This window comes from Sphingopyxis sp. BE259, assembly GCF_031457495.1.
In the GTDB taxonomy this organism is placed as follows: Bacteria; Pseudomonadota; Alphaproteobacteria; order Sphingomonadales; family Sphingomonadaceae; genus Sphingopyxis.
Window position 1 is genome coordinate 2621512 of sequence record NZ_JAVDWM010000001.1, and the last position, 19609, is coordinate 2641120.

Consider the following 19609-nt stretch of genomic DNA (forward strand, 5'->3'; position numbering starts at 1 on the left):
TCGCGCTTGCATCGCAAGACTGGCGATAATGTTCAAACGTTGAATCGAACATATCGGTAAGTTAATATTCGCGAGGCGATCAGATCGCGGGTCAGATTGCGACCTGACTGCCCAATTCTACCACGCGGTTGGTCGGCAGGCGGAAATATTCCATCGCGCTTTCCGAATTGCGCAGCATCCACGCGAACAGCTTTTCGCGCCAGATCGGCATCCCGGGCTTGCTCGCCGCGATCAACGTCTGGCGCGACAGGAAAAAGCTGGTTTCCAGCATCTTGAACTCGCCGCCACAACTCGTCACGCGCTTCAGCGCGTCGGGCACATCGACCGGCTGCATGAAGCCGTAATTCAGGATCAACCGGTGGAAACCCTGCCCCAGATCCTCGAGCGCGCAATGATTTTCCTCGCGCACGAACGGCACGTCGGCGACCTTGATCGTCAGCAGGATGATCCGCTGATGCAGCACCTTGTTATGTTTGAGATTATGGAGCAGCGCGTGCGGCACCCCGTCGCTGCTTGACGTCATGAACACCGCGGTCCCGGGCACCCGCGTCGCGCTGTTCGCCGCCGATTTGACGAACACCGGGATCGGCATCGCCCCCTCGGCCATTTCTTGCTGCATCAACTTGCGCCCGCGCGACCAGGTGGTGAGCATCGTAAAGATGATCAACCCGATCGCCAGCGGCACCCAACCGCCGTCGGGGACCTTGATCAGGTTGGCGCCGAAATAGGCGATATCGACGATGAAGAAAACCGCCAGCACCGGCAACGCCTTCCACGCCGGCCATTTCCACAGCGTAAACAGGACAACCGACAACAGGCAGGTGTCGATGAACATCGCGCCGGTCACCGCGATGCCATAAGCCGCGGCCAGATTGCTCGACGAACCGAAGAACAGCACCAGGATGATCACCATGATCATCAGGAACCAGTTGACCACCGGAATATAGATCTGCCCCGCCGCCGACGCGCTGGTGTGCTCGACCCGCAGCCGCGGAATGAAGCCCAGCTGGATCGCCTGCTGGGTCAGCGAAAAAGCGCCCGAAATCACCGCCTGGCTGGCGATGATCGTCGCGAGCAGCGCCAGAATCACGACCGGCACCTCGAGAAATTCGGGCATCATTTGAAAGAAGGGATCGGAAATCAGCTCGGCGCGCGGTCCCGCTTCGGCCGCCAACACCATCGCGCCCTGCCCCATATAATTCAGCATCAGCGCGGGCAGCACAAAGGCCAGCCAGCTCATCCCGATCGGGCCGCGCCCGAAATGCCCCATGTCGGCGTAAAGCGCCTCGGCGCCCGTCACCGCCAGCACCACTGCGCCCAGCGCAATGAACGCGGTAAATCCATCGACGTAAAAGAACCGCAGCGCATTCACCGGATTGATCGTCTCGGCAATGATCCAGGGATTATCGGCAATATGCATGATGCCAAGCCCGGCCAGCGTGACGAAGTAGAGCAGCATGATCGGCCCGAACAGCGCCCCGACCTTGGCCGTGCCATAGGACTGGATCGCGAACAGGCCGATCAGGATGGCGAGCGCGATCGGCACGATATACGGGGCAAAGCCCGGGTCGATGTAACGCAACCCCTCGGTGGCCGACAGCACCGACATTGCCGGGGTAATCATGCTGTCGCCATAGAAGAGCGCGGTGGCGAACACCCCGAGCAGGATGATCGGCCAGGTCCAGCGCTTTTCGCCCGACGAGCGGCTAATCAGCGCCAGCAACGCCAGGCTACCGCCCTCGCCCTTGTTGTCGGCCTTCATGATCGTCATCACATATTTGAATGTGACGACCAGCATCATCGACCAGAACACCAGGCTCAGCACGCCATAGATGTGCAGCCGGTCGGGCTCGATCGGATGATGCCCGGCAAAGGTTTCGCGAAACGCGTAAAGCGGGCTGGTGCCGATGTCGCCGAACACTACGCCGACCGCGCCGACAGCCAGCTTCAGCTTGCCGTCGCTGGCATGGTCATGGCCGTAATGGCCCGCGTTCGCGGCGCTTTCGGCAGCGCCTGCCGTGGGTTGCGACTCAGCAGTCATCGCGAGCCTTTAGACGAGCCGGCGAGGTTGGAATAGCGTCCATGTCAGCGCGCTTGTCCCGGCTCGGGAGGCAGCTGCGGCCCCAGCGCCTGCCGCAGCTGCGCCAGCCGCATTTCCAGGTCGGGGCGCCACGGCGCGTCCGCCGGACTGCGCGCCAGCAGCTCGCTCCATACCGCGTCCGCCCCTTTCAGGTCACCGCCTTGCGCCAGCGCCAGCCCAGCAAAAAACGGTGGTGCGGGGTGGGTCGGATCGCGGCGCGCCGCCTCGTCGAAGGCCAGCGCCGCAGCGGGCGACATCATCCCGCCGCCATGCGCCGCCAGCGCATTGCCGAGGCCGACCCACAGATCGACATTGTCGGGATATGTCTCGAGTCCCTTTTCCAGCGTCTGCGCCGCGAGTTCGGTCTTGCCGGTGCGCGCGAAGCCGTCGGACATGCCCAGCCATTGCGCCGCGGGACCGAAACGATCGGCCATGCCCTGCCGCTGATCGGTGAGCGCCTCGCCGAAACCCGCGGGCTCCTCGGGCGCCGCCACCGGCTTGCCGGGCAGGGACGGGCTGCCCTGAAGCGCATAGCCCGCGAGCCCCAGCATGACCGCGGCCCCTGCCAGCGGCCGCGCTGCGGCGGGCAGCTTGCCCAGCGCGAACATCCCGGCGATCGTCACCAGCGCCGCCAGCATGACCCACAGCCAGATCATGCGTCGTCCTCCGCATCGCGGTCGCCGCGCCGGAAGCGTCCGAACGCCAGCCAGCCGCCGAGCAGCAGGAACAGCAGCGGCCCCAGCCACAGAAATGCCGTCGCGGCATCGAACGGCGGGTCATAGCTGACCCAATTGCCATAGCGTGCCACCAGCCACGCCTTGATTTCGTCGGGGCTTTCGCCCGCGGCAATCTTGCTGCGCACCTCGTGGCGCATGTCGCCCGCCAGCGGCGCGTCCGAATCGGCGATCGACTGGCCCTGACAGACCAGACAGCGCAATTCCTCCATCAACGCCTTCGCCCGCGCCTCGCTCGCCGGATCGCGTAGCTGTTCATAGGCGTAGGGCGCGGGCGGCAGGCGGTCCTGCGCGGTAACTAAGGGAGCGAAGAAAACCAGCAACGCGGCCACGAATATCCCTGTTCCCCCGCGAACGCGGGGGTCCAGGGCAGCAAAGCGCGACGTTGGGGCAAGGCCGCCTTGGCGCCCCGCCTGCGCGGGGGAGCACGATGAGAGGGAGCGTTTTTCGCTCACTTCATCGCCTCCAGCTTGGCGACGATCTCCGGCACCTGCTCGGCCAAAATCACACCCTGGATCTGCTCACGAATGACGCCCTTGCCGTCGATCAGGAACGTTTCCGGCACCCCTGACGATCCCAGCGCGATCTGGACGCTGCTTTGCATGTCCGACCCGATGCGGTCGAACGGATTGCCATATTCGCGGAGGAACATTGCAACATCGTCGGGCGTGTCGCGGATCGCGATGCCGTCGATCGGCACCCCTGCGGCCTTCAACGCCTCCAGCTGCGGCGCCTCGGCGCGACACGGAATGCACCAGCTGGCGAACACATTGACCAGCCGCGGGCGGCCGTCGGCAAGCTGGCTGCTCTTCAGCCCCGCGACCCCGGCGGTCGCGGGCGGCAGGTCGAACAGCGGCATCGGCTTGTCGATCCACTGCGACTGGATCAGCGTCTCAGCGGGGGTCACCAGCCGATAGATGAAGGCGCCGAACAGCAAGCCCATGATCGCCAGCGGCACGAACAATACCCAGCGGTTGGTCATGGCGCGAAACGCTCCTCAGATTTCCGGCGGCGGCGCGCGCGCCAGATGCCCAGCAATTGCGCGCGGCCGAGCAAGGAAAGCGCCGCGCCCAGCGCGATCAAGCCGCCGCCCAGCCATATCCACCACACCAAAGGCTTCCACCACAGGCGGATCTGGTAGCGGTCGGCGCGGCCGTCATCGCTCGTTACGGGTTGTCCCAGCACCGCGTACAGCTGCCCGCCCGGCCGCGTTAGCAACGCTGCCTCGTTGGTTTCGGTCGGCGCGGTGCCCATCAGGCCGGGAAAGGTCCGCGCTTCGGGACGCATCGTGAACGAAGCACCCGCCGCCGTCGTCGCCACCAATGTGCCCTCGATGGCAGTATAGTTCGGCCCGGCAATCGGTTTGACGCCCACGAATTTCACCGCAAAACCGCCGACCTTGATGACATCTCCCGGCGCCGCAGCGACCAGCCGTTCCTTGATAAAGGCGCTTTCCGCGCCCATCCCGGCCAGGCACACGGCAACGCCGAAATGCGCCACGACCATGCCCCATGTCGGCAGCGGCGTGCGGCGCAGGTTACGACCCCACAACGGCGCCAGACTGGCAGCCGCGACGACCCCGGCGACGGTCATCCCGAGCAGCGGTAATATGCCAACGCTGCCACCAAAGACCACCAGCAGGACGAGCACCAGCGCCCCCGCGAACACCGCCAGCGGCAGCCGCGACCACAGTTTCTTGCCATCATCCCGGCGCCAGCCGAGCAGCGGCCCCGCGACCATCACCAGGCACAGGATCAGCGCGAGCGGCCCCGCGACGCGGTTGTAATAGGGCGGCCCGACCGAAATCTTCTCGCCCATCGCCTCGGCCACGATCGGATAGAGCGTGCCGAGCAAGACAAGCGCAAGGATCGTCGTTAGCAGCAGGTTGTTGATGACCAGCGCGCCTTCGCGGCTGAGCAGCGCGAATTTCTTACCCTCGGCGACCGCCCCCGCACGCAGCGCGAACAGGGTCAGCGCGCCGCCGATATAGATCGCCATCAACACGAGCAGGAATGTCCCACGCTCGGGATCGACCGCGAAGCTGTGGACGCTCGTCAGCAGGCCTGACCGCACAATGAAGGTGCCGACCATCGACATCGAAAAACCAATGACGGCCAACATCACCGTCCAGGCGCGCAGTGCATTGCGCGTCGCCGTCACCGCGACCGAATGCAGCAAGGCGGCGCCCGCCAGCCACGGGATCAGCGAAACATTCTCGACCGGATCCCAGAACCACCAGCCGCCCCAGCCCAGCTCATAATAAGCCCAATAGCTGCCCGCGGTGATCCCGATGGTCAGGAATATCCAGCTGAACAGCACCCATGGCCGCATTGCGCGGGCGAAAGCGGGTCCGATTTCGCGCGTGATCAGCGCCCCGACGGCAAAGCTGAACGCGACCGACAGTCCGACATAACCGACGTAAAGCGTCGGTGGGTGGAAGGCCAAGCCGATGTCTTGCAGCAGCGGGTTCAGCCCCTGCCCGTCGGGCGGCGCTACCGGCAGCCGGTTGAACGGGTTCGACGAAAAGATCAGGAAGGCAAAGAAACCAAGGCTCAGCGCCGCCTGCGCGCTCAAGGTCGCGATCAGCGTATCTTCGCGCAGCCGCTTTTCGAACAACGCAATCAGCGCCCCCGACAGCGACAGGATCGTCAGCCACAACAGCATCGACCCTTCGTGATTGCCCCACGTCCCGGCGACCTTGAAGATCATCGGCTTCAGGCTGTTGCTGTTGCGCGCAACCAGCTCGACCGACATGTCGGATCGCACGAACAAGGCGATCAGCAGGGCGAACGCGGTCGCGGTGAGCATCCCTTGTGCGACGCTCGCCGGGCGGACCAGCGCCGCCAGATCCTTTTGCCCGCCGCGCAGGAACAGCGTCCCTGCGACCAGCGACAGGCACGCCAGCGCGGCGGCGATCCAGAGCAAGGCGAGGCCGAGTTCGGCGATCATGTAGCGTCGCCCCAGCGAAAGCTGGGGCCGCTAGAAGCCTTGGCCGGCAACGCTGCGTAAACCGACAGCGATCCCAGCTTTCGCTGGGATGACAGAACAGGAAAGCCGATCACACTCCCACCGGCGCCTTCATATTCTTCGGCATGTCGCCCATCTGCGGCGGCATATAGCGTTCGTCATGCTTCGCCAGAATACGATCGGCGACGAATGTCCCGTCGGCGCGCATCCGGCCGTCGGCGACCATGCCGCTCTCTTCACCGAACAAATCGGGGACGATGCCGGTATATTCCACCGGTACCGACGCCTTGCCGTCGGTCGCGACGAAGCGGATCGTCAAGCCGTCGCTCTGCCGCGCGATGCTGCCCAACGCGACCATGCCGCCCAGCCGCATCGGTTCGCCAACGACCGCCTTGCCGTCCTTGATCTCGACCGGAGTGCGGAAATAGGCGGCTTCGTCTCGCAGCGCGCTGGCGCCCAGCACCCCCGCGCCCGCGATCCCCGCGACGGCGAACAGTGCCAGCACCAGCCGTTGATGTTTCGCCTTCACGTGCGGTCCCGCCTCAGCGCGTCGCTACGCCGCTCGGCTTTCGCCATCGCGCGCCAGCTCACCCACAGCACCGCGCCGGTAAGCAGCAGCGTCAGCCCATAAGCCGCCGCCACATAGGCCCATTGGCCGCTGCCGCTAATCACCCCCGTCACGCGTCAATCCTCCTCGTCGGCCAGCCGCCGCAGCCGCGCCGCAACGCGATTGTCGGCGATGATCCGCCGCATCCGCATCAGCACGATGGCTCCGAATAACAGCGAAAAACCCAACAAGGTCAAGCCCAAGGGCCACAGCAGCGCAGTGTCGATGCTCGATCCGCGCAGGGTGATGCTCGGCCCCTGGTGCAAGCTGTTCCACCACACGACGCTGCGGTTGATGATCGGGATATTTATCGCGCCGACCAGCGCATAAATCGCCGCGCCGCGCGACAACGCCCCGCCGCCGCGCCGTTCGCCGTCGCCGTTGGCCAGCGCGATAAAGCCTGCATAAAGGAACAGCAGCACGAGCATCGACGTCATCCGCCCGTCCCATTCCCACCACGTGCCCCAGGTTGGCTTGCCCCAGATCGACCCGGTGGCCAGGCACAGCGCGGTGAACAGCATCCCCGGCACCGCAATCGCGCGCGCCGCAATCCCCGATAGCGGATGCCGCCAGACCAGCTGGATCAGCCCCGCCAGCGCCAGCGACGTCCATCCGCCCATGCCCAGCCAGGCGGCGGGGACATGGACATAGAGGATTCGCGCGGTTTCGCCCTGCTTGTAATCGCCCGGCACCTGCGTCAGCCCGGCCCACGCACCCGCCAGCACGAGCAGCAAGCCAAGCCCGAGCAGCCACGGCGTCAGCGGCCTGGCAATCGCCAGAAAACGGGTCGGGTTCGCATAAGCGTGCATCGGTTCGCGTCCTTAGGGGAGCGTGGCGTGGGGGTCCAGTGATTTGCCCGAGGTGGTGGGGTGGCGGCTAGCGACCGATTGCGGACGTTCCGCATTTCTTGACTTCGTCATCCCCGCGAAAGCGGGGACCCAGAGCGTGCGTCGGCGGGCCTGTCCCTGGGTTCCCGCTTTCGCGGGAATGACGAGCGTGGAGAATATCCGCTCCCCACCCCAAAGCAGACCTAAGCAGGGCCAACCAACCTCACCCCTCCGGCCGCGTCCATATCCAGCTACCGCCGACCACCGCCGCGATGATCGGCGCCATCATCCATGGCCAGGGCGCAAAGACCAATGCCAGCACGATACTGAACGCGAACGCGATGCTGGCGGCGATCTTGCCCTTGCGGCTGATCGCGCCCTTTTCGCGCCACGCGATAATGTGCTGGCCAAAGGTCGGGTGATTCAGCAGCCACGCCTCAAGCCGCGGCGACGATCGCGCGAAGCAGAACGCTGCGAGGATGACGAACGGCACCGTCGGCAGCAGTGGCAGAAACGCCCCGATGGCGCCCAGCGCGAGCGACAGCCAGCCGCCGACCAAAAACAAATGCCGCTTCATTGCCGGTGGGCTTAGCGGAATTGACGGCGCGCGCCAGCCTTTGCCTATGGCACCCACCCCAAAACCGTTCGTGCTGAGCTTGTCGAAACACTGTCCTTTTTGGCAGCGCCAAAAGAAAGAGTGGCCCTTCGACAAGCTCAGGGCGAACGGCGTCTGGGAACCGCGCCTAAACCTACCCCCGCCCGATCAGCGTCTGCGCCATCCGGTCCGCCACCACCGACGCCGGGGTGCCGCTCGCCTTGCTCTCGGCCCAGATGTCGGCCAGCCGCCCGGGGATCAGGTGGATGCGGCTCTCCACTTCCTCGCGGCTGCCCTGCCCCAGATATTCCAGCGCCACATTGATGATGCCGCCGGCATTGATCACATAATCGGGGGCATAGGTGATGCCGCGGTCGTGGACGCGCTGACCGTCAGCGGCGGTCGCGAGCTGGTTGTTCGCGCCACCCGCGATGATCGGCACGCGCAGCTTTTCGATGCTGCGCTCGGTCAGGATCGCGCCCAGCGCATTGGGGCTCAGCACATCGGCCTCGACCTCCATGATCGCGGCCGAATCGGCCAAGTCAGCACCCAGTTCTTCGGCCAGTGCCTTGGCGCGCGCCAGATTGACGTCCGCCAGCGTCAGCTTTGCGCCCTCTGCGGCCAGTCGCCGCGCGACCCCGCCGCCGACGCTGCCGACGCCCTGAATCGCAACGCGCACGCCCTTGGCGCTGTCGGTGCCCAGTCCCTGCTGGATCGCCGCCTTGATGCCCAGATATACACCCAGCGCGGTGAATGGCCCGGGATCGCCACCCGCCGCCGCGCCGCTTGCCACGGGCAGACCGCTGACATGCTTGGTGTGCTTGGCAATCTCGACCATATCGGCATCGGTGATCCCGACATCTTCCGCGGTGACATAAGCGCCGCCCAGCGACTCGACCGAACGGCCGAACGCCGCGAGCAATTCGGGGGTCTTCGCCGCGCCCTCATCGGCCAAAATGACGCCTTTTCCGCCACCCATCGGCAGCCCGGCCATCGCATTTTTGTAGCTCATGCCGCGCGACAGGCGGAGCGCGTCGGTGATCGCCGCCGCACGCTGGGGATAGTGCCAGTATCGCACCCCGCCAGCGCCCGGGCCAAGGTGCGTCGAGTGAACCGCGATGACCGCCGTCAGCCCGCTGGCGCGATCGCGAAACATATGGATATGCTCATGATCGTCGAAATCGGCGAAATCCCAGACTGCGGACATGGACTCGATCCTTGCGTTAAAAAATTACGTCAATGCGTAATAATCAGACGCAAGCCCGAAGTCACGCCGAAACGCGGTCCAAGCGTTCATCGTCACCTGAGGGGCGAAAAATGGGGCGACCAACGGGGCTCGAACCCGCGACCTCCGGTACCACAAACCGGCGCTCTAACCAACTGAGCTATGGTCGCCACATATGCGAGGAGGGCGCCAAAAACGGCCTCAACAGCGCGCGGCGAATAGGCGCGCCTGCCCCCGTTCGTCAAGCATTGTTCGCGGGCGCTTCCCTGCTAAAACGCGCCACATGGCTGCAAATGAATTTGTCGACATGGCGACCTCGGGCGCCGACCGCACCGCAGCGCGGCTCGCCGCAGTTCCAGGCATCCGCCGCGCGCCGACGCCAAAGCTCGAACAGTTCATGCTGGCGGGATTTCTCGATGCCGAAACCTGCGCCGGGTTGATCGCGCAAATCGACCGCGACGTGCGGCCCTCGACGATCGCCGATCCTAATGGCGATACCGCCTTTCGGACCAGCACGACCTGCGACCTCGACCACCGCGATCCGCTGGTGATCGCGGTCAACAACCGCCTTCACGACCTCACCGGCATTCCGCTCGTATATGGCGAGCCGATGCAGGGCCAGCGTTATGATGTCGGACAGGAGTTCAAGGCGCACACCGACTATTTCGATCCGCACGGCGCCGATTGGGATACCTATTGCGCGGTGCCGGGACAGCGCAGCTGGACGCTGATGGTCTATTTGAACGAACCCGGCGCGGGCGGCGCCACCCGCTTTCTCGCGACCGGCAAGCTGCACCAGCCCGACCTCGGCAAGCTGCTCGCGTGGAACAATGTCCGCCCCGACGGCACCACCAACCCCGACACCCTCCACCACGGGATGAAGGTCCGCAAGGGGCGCAAGTACATCATCACCAAATGGTTCCGCGAACGGCCGTGGCCATGGGCGGAGGGGGAGTTGGGGTAGCTCATAAACAAAAAACCGTTCGCCCTGAGGAGGGGCTGAGCGAAGTCGAAGCCTGTCCTGAGCGCCTGCAAGGCAGTCGAAGGGACCGGTCTCGAAGGGCCGCGAGGTCGCAATCCTTCGAGACGCCATTTCGACAAGCTCAATGGCTCCTCAGGACGAACGGAGTAAGAGGTACCGAATGGCCTAATTCACCAACCGATACTGGAAATTCAGCGTCAGCGTGTTCGAAACGCGCCCCGGCTCAACCGGCGTCGCCTTGGCATCCATCGCCTGCATACGCACCATCGGCGGCGCCGGCGGCGGCGGCCCGCCAAAACTGCCGCCTTCGCTGATCGACACCAGCTCGGCGCCGCGGAAACCCGCCAGCCGCGCATAGTCCGCCGCTTTCGCTTCAGCGGCCTTGATCGCGCTGCCACGCGCGCCGACCAGCTGCGCGTCGGGATCCTTCATCCCGAACGAAGGCCCGTCGATATTGGTGCCGCCTGCCGCGACCAACGCGTCGAGCAGCGGCCCGATGTCGGCAATCTTCGACGTCGTCGCGCGCACGCTGTTCGACACTTGATAGCCCAGAAAACGCGGCGGCTGGCCATTGCCCTGGTTGTTATAATCATATTGCGGCGACAGGCTGATCCCGCTCGTCTGAATATCCTCGGCCTTAATCCCGCGCGCCTTGGCCGCGGCGATCAGCTTGTCCATCGCCGCCGCATTCAGCCGCATCGCCTCGACTGCGGTCGGCGCGGTGGTGGTCACCCCGGCGCCGACAGTCGCTTGGTCGGGACGCGAGCGCACCTCCTCGCTGACCGAAAAGGCCAGGATCGGTCCCTGCGTCGTGGCTGCGGTCACCGTCGAACCTCCCTGCTGCGCGAACGCAGGCGTTGCCGCCATCAGCGCCAGTCCGGTAGCCATAACGGCGAACAATTGCTTCGTCATTTCATTCTCCTGTCGGCCGAACCCCGGCCATTTCCGATTTCCAGCCCGTAACGCAGACGGACTGAACCCGTTCCGGCCTTTGCGCGGACGGCGCTTGCATGATGCTGAATGGATCGGTAGCGCGCCGTTCATCATGGCAGCTCCCATTCTTTCATACGAAGGCCTTGGCCTTGTGCAGGGCAGCGGCTGGCTGTTCCAGGATCTCGATATCTATGTCGGCGAGCGCGACCGGCTGGCGCTGATCGGCCGCAATGGTGCAGGCAAGACGACGCTGCTCAAGCTGCTTGCGGGCCAGATCGACGCCGACAAGGGCAAGCGGGTGATCGTGCCGGGGACGCACGTCGTGATGCTCGAACAGGAGCCCGATTTTTCGCGCTTTGCGACGCTGATGGACTTCGCCGTCGCTCCGCCCAGCGCGCCCGAGGCGTTTGAGGTTGCGGCAATCGCCGACCAGCTTGGCATCGACATGAGCCGCACCGCCGCCAGTGCCTCGGGCGGCGAGCGCCGCCGCGCCGCGCTCGCGCGCGCGCTGGCGCAAAACCCCGACGTGCTCCTGCTCGACGAACCGACCAACCACCTCGACCTCGCCGCGATCGACTGGCTCGAAAGCTGGCTGGCGCGTTACACGGGCGCCTTTGTCGCCATCAGCCACGACCGCACCTTCCTGACCCGCCTGACCCGCCAGACCTTGTGGCTCGACCGCGGCAGCATCCGCCGCAAGGAAATCGGTTTCGGCGGCTTCGAAGAGTGGAGCGACGCGATTGCCGCCGAGGAAGCGCGCGCGGCGCAGCGGCTCGATTCGAAACTGCGGCTCGAAGCGCATTGGCTCGAACGCGGCGTTACCGCGCGCCGCAAGCGCAACCAGGGCCGCCTCGAAAAGCTGAAAGAAATGCGCGCCACCCGCGCCGCGATGATCGGCGGTCCCGGGGTTGCCAAGCTCGGCCTCGCCAACGACGATGTGCGCTCGAAATCGGTGATCGTCGCCGAAGGCGTCTCGAAAAGTTTCGGCGACCGCGTCATCATCAAGAATTTCGATTTCCGTGTCCAGCGCGGCGACCGCATCGGCATCGTCGGCGCCAATGGCGCGGGCAAGTCGACCCTGCTCAAGCTGCTGACCGGCGAGGTCGCCCCCGACAGCGGCAAAATCACCCTCGCCCCGACCCTCGACGGCATCGTCATCGATCAGCAGCGCAGCCTGATGTCACCCGACAAGACCGTCCGCGACATTCTTTCCGACGGCGGCGACTGGATCGAAGTGCGCGGCGTCAAAAAGCACATCCAGGGCTATCTCAAGGAATTCCTCTTCGACCCCGGCGTCATCGAGGCCAGCGTCGGCGCGCTGTCGGGCGGCGAACGCTCGCGGCTGCTGCTGGCGCGAGAATTTGCCCGCGAATCGAACCTGCTCGTGCTCGATGAGCCGACCAACGACCTTGACCTCGAAACCCTCGACCTCTTGCAGGAAGTCATCGCGGACTATGCCGGCACCGTGCTGCTGGTCAGCCACGACCGCGACTTTCTCGACCGCACCGTCACCGTCACCCTCGGCCTCGACGGAACGGGCAAGGTCGACATCGTCGCCGGGGGCTATGCCGATTGGGAGGCCAAGCGCGTCAAGCCGAACAGCATCAAAGGCAAAGCATCGGTCGCCGCCGCCCCGCCTCCGCCAACCGCGCGCAAGAAGCTGAGCTATAAGGATCAGCGCGACTATGATCTGCTCCCAGCACGGATCGAGGCGATCGAGGCGGACATGGCGACGGCCGAAACCGAGCTCTCCGACGGCACGTTGTTCACCCGCGACCATGCCAAATTCACCGCGCTGACCGAGAGGCTGGACGCGCTACGCGCCGAAAAGGCGGTAGCCGAAGATCGCTGGCTGGAGTTGGCGGAAGCGGTCGAAGCACTCGGGTAGCGGCTAAAGCGCGCAACGTCAGCTTTGGGGTGGAGAGCTGCCATTCCCCACCCTCGTCATTCCCGCGAAAGCGGGAACCCAGGGTGGGGTCAGCCGACGCACGCCCTGGGTTCCCGCTTTCGCGGGAATGACGAAGTGAAAAAACGGCGAACGTCCGCAACCGGCCGCAAATTGCCGCCCACAAACAATATACTAGTTCCCTTGGCCGCTCGATTGACGGGCCATAGCCATGATAGCGTCGTCCTTCTGTTCCAAGGGCTTCCATCATGAAATCACCGATTAAAGCGGCCGTTGCCCATGAAATGGCGTGCGCGCGGTCGGCCGAGGCGGCGGGCGACCTGGCGCTGGCCAAACGCCACCTCGAACGCGCCCATATTCTGGGCCAACGCTGGTATTTGAGCCATATCCGGACCCATTATCGCATGTTGCGGCTCGCGCTTAAGCAGTCCGATAACAAAGAAATCCGCGGGCAACTCGTCCGGTTGATCGGCGCTGGCCCCTTTCATCTCGCGGGCTGGGTTCCGGTCGGCAACACCGGCGGGGCGAATGTGTCGGCGACGCTGCCGATGCCGATACCGTCTGACCTGCAATCCTATCTGGCCGGTCATTCGCTGCGGACCGGATTGATGTTGCGCGCTCTTCTGATTGCCGCACTGGTCGCCTTATACCTGCTTTTGGGACAATAAATCGGCGCTGATCGGGCGCGGCGGCACCTGCGCCTCAATTTCCCTCGGGCTGCGGCAATAGCAGTGCCAGCAAGATCGCACGGCACTCGCCGCAGATCGTGCCATCGATCAGTTCGGGGCGAAAGCGGCGCTGAAACGCTACCGTCGCCGCAAACCCGTCGGTCACGTCATAACCGAAGCGTTCCAGCGCGAGCAGGAATCCAGCGTCGGTCCACAGCGGGTCGGTCAGTTTTTTGCGCGGCCGCGGCAGCGCAAGGCGGCGGCGCGCGAGTTCGTCCCAGGGAAAAAGTTCGCCCGGATCCTGCTTGCGCGTCGGCGCAATGTCCGAATGACCCACGACATTGCCGCGGGTGATCGCGTGCCGGTCCTTGATGATGTGGACCAGGCGCACGACCGATGCGACCTGGGCATCTGGGAACGGGACATAGCCCCATTCATGCCCCGGGTTGACGATCTCGATCCCGACGCTCGCCGAATTGATGTCGCTGATCCCGCGCCAGTGCGACTTTCCGGCGTGCCACGCGCGCTTGTCCTCGGGCACCATATGGGTGATCTGGCCGTCTTCGCTGACGACATAATGCGCCGATACTTTCGAATCAGGATTGGCAAGCCAATCAATGGCTTCGTCGCCGCTCTTCATGCCGGTATAATGCAATACGATCATCGAGACAGGCAACGCGCGATCATCGAAATTGGGGGACCAGCGTTCGATAAAATCGCTCATGCGCTCGGGAGACCGTCCTGTGCTTGCCAAGCCGTCGCTTGCGCCAGTGGCGCGCAAAAAGCAAGGCAGTGCCTGACCCGCTAGGCTGCCGCCGCGCGCCGCACTTGCTGATCGGCGGGTTCGTAAAGGCCGCGCAGCCGCGGGCTGGCGACGAATTGGTCGGTTTGACCCAGTACCGTCTCGCCCGCCCCCAGCACCAGGAAACTTTGCGGCGCCGCCATCGCGCGTAGCCGGGCAAAGGCCTTCTCGCGCATCGGCGCCGAGAAATAGAGGAGCAGGTTGCGGCAGAAAATCAGGTCGGCCGGACTTGCCAGCGGCGGCCGGTCGGTGAGCATGTTCTGCACCGAAAAATCGATCCGGCGGCGCAGGTCCGCCTTGGCCAGCCAGCCGCCCTCGGTCTGGTCGAACCAGCGCACCATGCGCTGCACGGGCAGCCCGCGCTGGATTTCGAACTGGCTGTACAGGCCGATGCGGGCGCGACCGATCGCGTGATAGCTGACGTCGGTGCCGACGATATCGACCTGCCACCCCGCCCATTTGGCGCCTTGTTCGGCAATCAGCATGGCCAGCGAATAGGCTTCCTGTCCGGTCGATACCCCACAATGCCAGATCGTCAGACGGCGGCGCAGCCGGTTGATGTCGCGAATCTGTTCAAGCGCGGTGGCAGCAAGCTCATCGAACACGCTATATTCGCGGTAGAAAAATGTCTCGTTGTTGAGCATCGCATCGACCGTATCATCGAGCAGTTGGCGGCTGTTCGAGGTGACGAGCGCGGCGACGAGCGCGTCAAGATCACCGATTCCGTGCCGCTGCATCACCGGTTTCAGCGACATTTCGATGCGCCAGATGCGGCTGGGTGACAGGGTCTGCCCAGTCCGCGATTCGAGCACCCCCATCAGAACGCGATACGCCGATTCGCTGGCGCTGCCGCCCATCATGGCTGGCGCCGCCCGGGCAGGAAGCTGCCCAACATCAGCGCGATCGCATCGGGGTTCAGCGTCGCCGCCGCCAGCCCAGCCTTGGCCACTGCCCCCGGCATCCCCCAGATCACGCAGCTTTCGGGCGCCTGCGCAAAAATCGTCCCGCCTGCTTCTTTCAATCGGGCCGCGCCGATCGCGCCGTCGCGCCCCATCCCGCTGAGGATGACGGCGACGCCGTTCTTGCCATACACGTCGGCCACCGAATCGAGCATCGGATCGGCCGAGGGGCAGCAGCCATTGTCGACGACGCGACGGTCGAGCGCGATTTCGCGGCGGCGACCGTTGGCGACGACGATCAGATGGGCATCGCCGGGCGCTAGGTAGATATGGTCGCGTTCGACGACCATCCCGGCCTGCGCCACGCACACCCGGCGCGATGTCATCAGCGCGATCTGTTTGGCGTAATATTCCATGAAAGCATCGGGCAGATGCTGGGTCAGCAGGATCGGCGCCGTAACCCGCGGGTCGAGGTTGGCGAGGAAATTGGTAAAAGCCGGGATGCCGCCGGTCGATGCCGCCACCGCGATACAGTCGATCGCCTGATCGCTGTCGATCGCCAGCGCGACCGGGGCGGGCGGACGGCGGTCGGCAACCGGAACCGGAGCCGGGAATTCCTGCTGATGCCCCAGGGTCAGGATGCGATCGGTTAAGATTTCGGCAAAACGCCCCGAAAAGCTGCCGCGGCCGGGCTTGGTCAGCGTATCGCTGGCGCCGAGCGAAAGCGCCTCGATCGCCGCCGGGCCGCCTTCGACGCAATTCGACGACAGGATCAGCACGCGCGCCGTGGCGGCGCGCTTCAGGATGTGGGGGAGCGCGTCGATGCCGTTCATTCCGGGCATTTCGATGTCGAGGACAACCACATCGACCGGCTCGCGCGCCAGAAACGCGAGCGCGTCCTGTGCGGACGCAACCGACGCGCAAATCTGTAGCCCGGGGCGCTGATCGACAATGCGCTCGAGAATGCTGCGAACCACCAGGCTGTCGTCGACCAGCATGACCCGCACCGTCCGCGCCGACGGTTCGGGATCGGGGATCAGGGGTTGCGGACGCGCCATCGCCATCGCCTTACGCGATGCCGACGAGCTGCAATTTTCCTTCCAGCGTTTCACGATCGAACGGCTTCATCACATATTCGTCGGCGCCGGCTTCGATCGCGGCGCGGATATGGTCGATGCTGTTTTCGGTGGTGCAGAACACCACCCGCGGCCGCTCTTCATGGCCATAATCCAGGTCGTTGAATGCGCCCAGAAACTCCATCCCGCTCATCACCGGCATGTTCCAGTCGAGCAGGATCACGTCGGGGCGGTTGGCGCGGCAAAAGGTCAGCGCCTCCTGCCCGTCGGCCGCCTCTTCGACGGCGAAGGACATGCTTTCAAGGATATGGCGCGCGACCTTGCGAATGACTTTGCTGTCGTCGACGACCAGACAAGATTTCAACATTAATACCTCCGCAACCCCAGATTTCACGCCACGCTAATGTGAAGGAGTGTCCAGCCCGTTAATTCACGCTGCCTTGAGCGCGGGTAAAGTGATGAAATGCGACGGATCGACAACGAGCAGCGAGGCGCCCTCATGTTCGATCATCGCGTCGGCAACCCGGGCCCAGCCGGGCAGCAATTTTCCGGCGACCCGCGTTTCGGGTGCATTGATGAAACAGACATCCTCGATCGCGTCGGCGAGCAGCGCATAGCCATGATCGGCGACATCGACGACGATCACCCTTTGTCCCGGTGCAACCGGCACCGCGGGCAGGCCGATCACGACATGCGGGTCGATCAGGGTAAAGACGCGGCTGCGCAGCGCGAACAGGCCGGCTACATGCGGCGGCGCGCCGGGAACTTCGACCGGGATGCCGACGGTGACCACCGAATTGATCGCGCGGCTGCGCAGCGCGACGCGGGTGTCGGCGATGCGCGCGATCAGGTAGAGTTTTTCCATCATGCGCTGCCTCCCCCAACCCGGCGCGCCAAAGCGTCGAGCAACGCCTGCCGATCATAGCGATAGACGGTGTCGTCCTCGGGCCCCGATGCGGCGATCGATGCGCGCAGGCGGATCACCGGAACGTTGTCGTCGGCGTATCGGCACGCCGCACCCTCATCGGCAAGGCACAGCAGCACGTCCGCCGCCTCGTCCGCTGCGTCGCCATCGGAAACGACACGGTAGCCCGCGCTCCGCAGGATCGGCGCCAGGAAATTTTCGCCCCACCCGTCATGGTCGTCGGCGAGGCGGCACAGCGGCTGGTTCGCGACCGGCGTGTCGCCCAGCGCCGCATATTGCTGCATCAACCAAAAGGGATCGATCAGTTCGACCGGATCGCCGCCGACCAGCACGATGCCCGCAATCAACCCCGGCGCCGCCGATGGCTGGACCGCGTCGGGCAAGCGGACGATGTCGATGACTTCGGCGATCGGATAACAAAGCATGGCGTGCCCGTCGTGAAGGCGCAGCAGTTTTTGCGTCCCCTGGGCATCGGCCAGCCGCGCCGCGTGGACCGCGATAATATCGTCGCCGATCTGCGCCTGCACTCGGCCCGCGCTTTCGAACAGCGCCGTGGCGGGAATCTCTTCGACCCGTTCGATCACCGACAGCCGAACCCCACGGACGCGGCCGTTGGTGTCGCGGAACAACAAGAGCTGCACAGCGTTGCGCGCCGCAATGGCCTGCGCTTCGGCCTCTGCCATCTGGCCATGGCTGCGCCCCGCCTCGGACGCGTCGATCGCCGCGGCGGCGAGCAGCCCTTGCACGTCGAGCAGCAACACCGGGCGGCCGTTATCGGGCAGCGTCGTCCCGGCATAGAGGCCTGTCGCCATGATCATCGGCGCCGCGGGTTTGATCACCAGTTCCTCATGGTCGTGGATCGCCGCAACACTGAGGGCATAGCTTTGCCCCTGCCCCGGCCGCACGATCACCAGCGCGCGATCGTCGATGTCTTCGTCCTCGTCGCGCGGTCGGCCGAGCACCGTTTCGAGCCGCAGCAGCGGATATTGTTCGCCGCGTACGGTCGCCAGTTCGCCCCCGCCGACGCGGTCGATCCGGACGGAGTCGCCGTTTTCGAGCAGGATTTCGCGAACCGCACCGCGCGGAACGGCAAAATATTGCCCCGCCGCGCGCACCATCAATCCCGAAATGATGGTCAGGGTCATCGGCACGCGGAGCAGGATCGTCAGCCCTCGACCTTCATCGTTGCGCAGGTCGACGACGCCGCCGATCTTTTCGACATTCGCCTTGACGATGTCCATTCCGACCCCGCGCCCCGACACTGCGGTAATCTTTGCCGCGGTCGAAAAGCCGGGGCGAAAGATCAGCTCCAGCTTGTCCTTGGCCGACAGCGCGCGCGCTTCGGCAGCGGTAATCGCGCGCGACGCGATCGCCTTTGCGACCAGCGCGTCGGGCGACATGCCGCGGCCATCGTCGCTGATCTCGATTTCGATCTGGTTTCCCGACTGGCGCGCCGAGACCGCAATGGTGGCGGTGACGTCCTTGCCCGCGGCGACGCGGTCGTCGAGCGATTCGATGCCATGGTCGATCGCGTTCCGGACAATGTGGATCAACGGATCGCGGATATTTTCCATCATCTCGCGGTCGAGTTCGACTTCGCCGCCGTTGGTCTGGAACGCGATCTTCTTGCCGAGTTCCTGCGCCAGATCGCGGACGATCCGCGGCAGCGGCGCGAACAGCTTGTCGATGCGCTGCATCCGCATCTGGCTGACCGATTGCCGCATCCCGGCGATCGAATCCGACAGGCGATCGAACGACGCGATCACGGTCGGGCTGACGCCCGATTCGCGCAGCATGCGGGCAAATTCATTGCGCGCGAGGACAATGTCGGTGACCCCGGTCATCACGCTGTCGAGCAAGGGCAACGGCACCCGGATCGAGCGCCAGCTTTGCAGATCGGCCTGGAAATCATCGTCGCGGCGCAGCGGCACGCCCGCAACCGCATAGGCTCCATCGACGGACGTATCCTCCGCAGCGAGCGCGTCGATGACGTCGCGGTCGTCGCCCACTGGCTCCACCGCGTCGCGGCCCAGCGCCTCGCACAGCGTGTTCAGCCGGTCGAGGATAGCGAGAACCCCGGTAACCAGTGCGGCATTGGCCGGACGATTGCCGCGCCGGACCTGATCGAGCGCGTCTTCGGCCGCATGCGACAGCGCAGTGACCCGCGGCAAAGACAGAAAGCCGGAACTGCCCTTGATCGTATGGACAAGGCGGAAAATCGCATCAAGCTGCGCGCGGTCGGATGGGTCGGCCTCCCACGCGACAATGGCCCCACCCGCTTCGGCCAGGATTTCCGCCGTTTCGGCCAAAAAGTCGTTCAGCAGATCGTCTATCACGGTACCGGTGCGCCCCAGAAACTGAAGCTGCACCATGGCCGATAATG

20 protein-coding genes and 1 tRNA gene are annotated in these 19609 nt (G+C 64.8%); 3 read left to right on the plus strand and 18 right to left on the minus strand.

The genetic code is table 11. The features are described from left to right. Positions 1–91: 91 nt before the first annotated feature. The 11 genes from J2X44_RS12680 to J2X44_RS12730 all read right to left on the minus strand — a co-directional run bounded on the left by J2X44_RS12680 (position 92) and on the right by J2X44_RS12730 (position 9205). Positions 92–2041 (minus strand): potassium transporter Kup, encoded by a 1950-nt coding sequence (locus J2X44_RS12680; RefSeq protein WP_310084592.1) that lies wholly within the window; start codon positions 2039–2041, stop codon positions 92–94. 44 nt (positions 2042–2085) lie between these two features. After that, positions 2086–2736 (minus strand): cytochrome c biogenesis factor, encoded by a 651-nt coding sequence (locus J2X44_RS12685; protein ID WP_310084595.1) that lies wholly within the window; start codon positions 2734–2736, stop codon positions 2086–2088. Further along, on the minus strand, positions 2733–3152 hold the full coding sequence (locus tag J2X44_RS12690) for a cytochrome c-type biogenesis protein (protein WP_310087040.1): 420 nt from the start codon (positions 3150–3152) through the stop codon (positions 2733–2735). The genes J2X44_RS12685 and J2X44_RS12690 overlap by 4 nt, the downstream gene beginning before the upstream one ends. Before the next feature lie 113 nt (positions 3153–3265). Further along, complete coding sequence (locus J2X44_RS12695) at positions 3266–3796, minus strand: DsbE family thiol:disulfide interchange protein (protein WP_310084598.1); 531 nt, start codon at positions 3794–3796, stop codon at positions 3266–3268. Beyond that, entirely contained in the window at positions 3793–5763 is a 1971-nt protein-coding gene (locus J2X44_RS12700; protein WP_310084600.1) for a heme lyase CcmF/NrfE family subunit, read from the minus strand. Before J2X44_RS12700 ends, J2X44_RS12695 begins: the two co-directional genes overlap by 4 nt. A 109-nt stretch (positions 5764–5872) precedes the next feature. Further along, the gene (gene ccmE / locus J2X44_RS12705) at positions 5873–6310 is read right to left on the minus strand and encodes a cytochrome c maturation protein CcmE (RefSeq protein WP_310084601.1); all 438 of its coding nucleotides are present in this window, start codon (positions 6308–6310) and stop codon (positions 5873–5875) included. Next, on the minus strand, positions 6307–6462 hold the full coding sequence (locus J2X44_RS12710; protein ID WP_310084603.1) for a hypothetical protein: 156 nt from the start codon (positions 6460–6462) through the stop codon (positions 6307–6309). The genes ccmE and J2X44_RS12710 overlap by 4 nt, the downstream gene beginning before the upstream one ends. Positions 6463–6465: 3 nt before the next feature. Continuing rightward, positions 6466–7197, minus strand: a complete 732-nt coding sequence (gene ccmC, locus J2X44_RS12715; RefSeq protein WP_310084605.1) for a heme ABC transporter permease CcmC — start codon at positions 7195–7197, stop codon at positions 6466–6468. 241 nt (positions 7198–7438) lie between these two features. Then, on the minus strand, positions 7439–7792 hold the full coding sequence (locus J2X44_RS12720; RefSeq protein ID WP_310084607.1) for a YbaN family protein: 354 nt from the start codon (positions 7790–7792) through the stop codon (positions 7439–7441). Positions 7793–7964: 172 nt separating this feature from the next. Next, entirely contained in the window at positions 7965–9017 is a 1053-nt protein-coding gene (locus tag J2X44_RS12725; RefSeq protein ID WP_310084610.1) for a Glu/Leu/Phe/Val dehydrogenase dimerization domain-containing protein, read from the minus strand. A gap of 111 nt (positions 9018–9128) precedes the next feature. Then, positions 9129–9205, minus strand: a tRNA-His gene (locus J2X44_RS12730). A 113-nt stretch (positions 9206–9318) separates the two neighbouring features. Between J2X44_RS12730 and J2X44_RS12735 the strand changes: the two genes are divergently transcribed. Further along, positions 9319–9999 (plus strand): 2OG-Fe(II) oxygenase, encoded by a 681-nt coding sequence (locus tag J2X44_RS12735; RefSeq protein ID WP_310084614.1) that lies wholly within the window; start codon positions 9319–9321, stop codon positions 9997–9999. 183 nt (positions 10000–10182) lie between these two features. Here J2X44_RS12735 and J2X44_RS12740 read toward each other — a convergent pair whose 3' ends face one another. Next, positions 10183–10929, minus strand: coding sequence for an SIMPL domain-containing protein (locus J2X44_RS12740; RefSeq protein WP_310084616.1), 747 nt, complete (start codon positions 10927–10929; stop codon positions 10183–10185). Positions 10930–11062: 133 nt separating this feature from the next. Here J2X44_RS12740 and J2X44_RS12745 point away from each other — a divergent pair, with 133 nt between their 5' ends. Together J2X44_RS12745 and J2X44_RS12750 are read left to right on the plus strand one after the other, a co-directional pair. Further along, on the plus strand, positions 11063–12838 hold the full coding sequence (locus J2X44_RS12745; protein ID WP_310084620.1) for an ATP-binding cassette domain-containing protein: 1776 nt from the start codon (positions 11063–11065) through the stop codon (positions 12836–12838). 266 nt (positions 12839–13104) lie between these two features. Continuing rightward, positions 13105–13524, plus strand: coding sequence for a DUF3703 domain-containing protein (locus tag J2X44_RS12750; protein WP_310084623.1), 420 nt, complete (start codon positions 13105–13107; stop codon positions 13522–13524). A 34-nt stretch (positions 13525–13558) separates the two neighbouring features. Here J2X44_RS12750 and J2X44_RS12755 read toward each other — a convergent pair whose 3' ends face one another. The 6 genes from J2X44_RS12755 to J2X44_RS12780 form a co-directional block, all read right to left on the minus strand. After that, positions 13559–14248, minus strand: coding sequence for an N-acetylmuramoyl-L-alanine amidase (locus tag J2X44_RS12755; RefSeq protein WP_310084626.1), 690 nt, complete (start codon positions 14246–14248; stop codon positions 13559–13561). A gap of 80 nt (positions 14249–14328) precedes the next feature. Beyond that, on the minus strand, positions 14329–15186 hold the full coding sequence (locus tag J2X44_RS12760) for a protein-glutamate O-methyltransferase CheR (RefSeq protein ID WP_310084629.1): 858 nt from the start codon (positions 15184–15186) through the stop codon (positions 14329–14331). Next, entirely contained in the window at positions 15183–16283 is a 1101-nt protein-coding gene (cheB, locus tag J2X44_RS12765) for a chemotaxis-specific protein-glutamate methyltransferase CheB (RefSeq protein WP_310084631.1), read from the minus strand. Before cheB ends, J2X44_RS12760 begins: the two co-directional genes overlap by 4 nt. Before the next feature lie 10 nt (positions 16284–16293). After that, positions 16294–16665, minus strand: a complete 372-nt coding sequence (locus J2X44_RS12770) for a response regulator (protein WP_137753329.1) — start codon at positions 16663–16665, stop codon at positions 16294–16296. Positions 16666–16731: 66 nt separating this feature from the next. Next, positions 16732–17169, minus strand: a complete 438-nt coding sequence (locus tag J2X44_RS12775) for a chemotaxis protein CheW (protein WP_310084633.1) — start codon at positions 17167–17169, stop codon at positions 16732–16734. Next, positions 17166–19598, minus strand: a complete 2433-nt coding sequence (locus J2X44_RS12780; protein ID WP_310084634.1) for a chemotaxis protein CheW — start codon at positions 19596–19598, stop codon at positions 17166–17168. Before J2X44_RS12780 ends, J2X44_RS12775 begins: the two co-directional genes overlap by 4 nt. Positions 19599–19609 lie beyond the last annotated feature (11 nt).

Coding starts and splice junctions, on each gene's coding strand:
- J2X44_RS12745 (WP_310084620.1), top strand. CDS start 11,063: ATGGCAGCTCCCATTCTTTCATACGAAGGCCTTGGCCTTGTGCAGGGC.
- J2X44_RS12780 (WP_310084634.1), bottom strand. CDS start 19,598: ATGGTGCAGCTTCAGTTTCTGGGGCGCACCGGTACCGTGATAGACGAT.
- J2X44_RS12755 (WP_310084626.1), bottom strand. CDS start 14,248: ATGAGCGATTTTATCGAACGCTGGTCCCCCAATTTCGATGATCGCGCG.
- J2X44_RS12685 (WP_310084595.1), bottom strand. CDS start 2,736: ATGATCTGGCTGTGGGTCATGCTGGCGGCGCTGGTGACGATCGCCGGG.
- J2X44_RS12680 (WP_310084592.1), bottom strand. CDS start 2,041: ATGACTGCTGAGTCGCAACCCACGGCAGGCGCTGCCGAAAGCGCCGCG.
- J2X44_RS12720 (WP_310084607.1), bottom strand. CDS start 7,792: ATGAAGCGGCATTTGTTTTTGGTCGGCGGCTGGCTGTCGCTCGCGCTG.
- J2X44_RS12735 (WP_310084614.1), top strand. CDS start 9,319: ATGGCTGCAAATGAATTTGTCGACATGGCGACCTCGGGCGCCGACCGC.
- J2X44_RS12725 (WP_310084610.1), bottom strand. CDS start 9,017: ATGTCCGCAGTCTGGGATTTCGCCGATTTCGACGATCATGAGCATATC.
- cheB (WP_310084631.1), bottom strand. CDS start 16,283: ATGGCGCGTCCGCAACCCCTGATCCCCGATCCCGAACCGTCGGCGCGG.
- J2X44_RS12750 (WP_310084623.1), top strand. CDS start 13,105: ATGAAATCACCGATTAAAGCGGCCGTTGCCCATGAAATGGCGTGCGCG.
- J2X44_RS12695 (WP_310084598.1), bottom strand. CDS start 3,796: ATGACCAACCGCTGGGTATTGTTCGTGCCGCTGGCGATCATGGGCTTG.
- J2X44_RS12760 (WP_310084629.1), bottom strand. CDS start 15,186: ATGATGGGCGGCAGCGCCAGCGAATCGGCGTATCGCGTTCTGATGGGG.
- ccmC (WP_310084605.1), bottom strand. CDS start 7,197: ATGCACGCTTATGCGAACCCGACCCGTTTTCTGGCGATTGCCAGGCCG.
- J2X44_RS12775 (WP_310084633.1), bottom strand. CDS start 17,169: ATGATGGAAAAACTCTACCTGATCGCGCGCATCGCCGACACCCGCGTC.
- J2X44_RS12700 (WP_310084600.1), bottom strand. CDS start 5,763: ATGATCGCCGAACTCGGCCTCGCCTTGCTCTGGATCGCCGCCGCGCTG.
- J2X44_RS12740 (WP_310084616.1), bottom strand. CDS start 10,929: ATGACGAAGCAATTGTTCGCCGTTATGGCTACCGGACTGGCGCTGATG.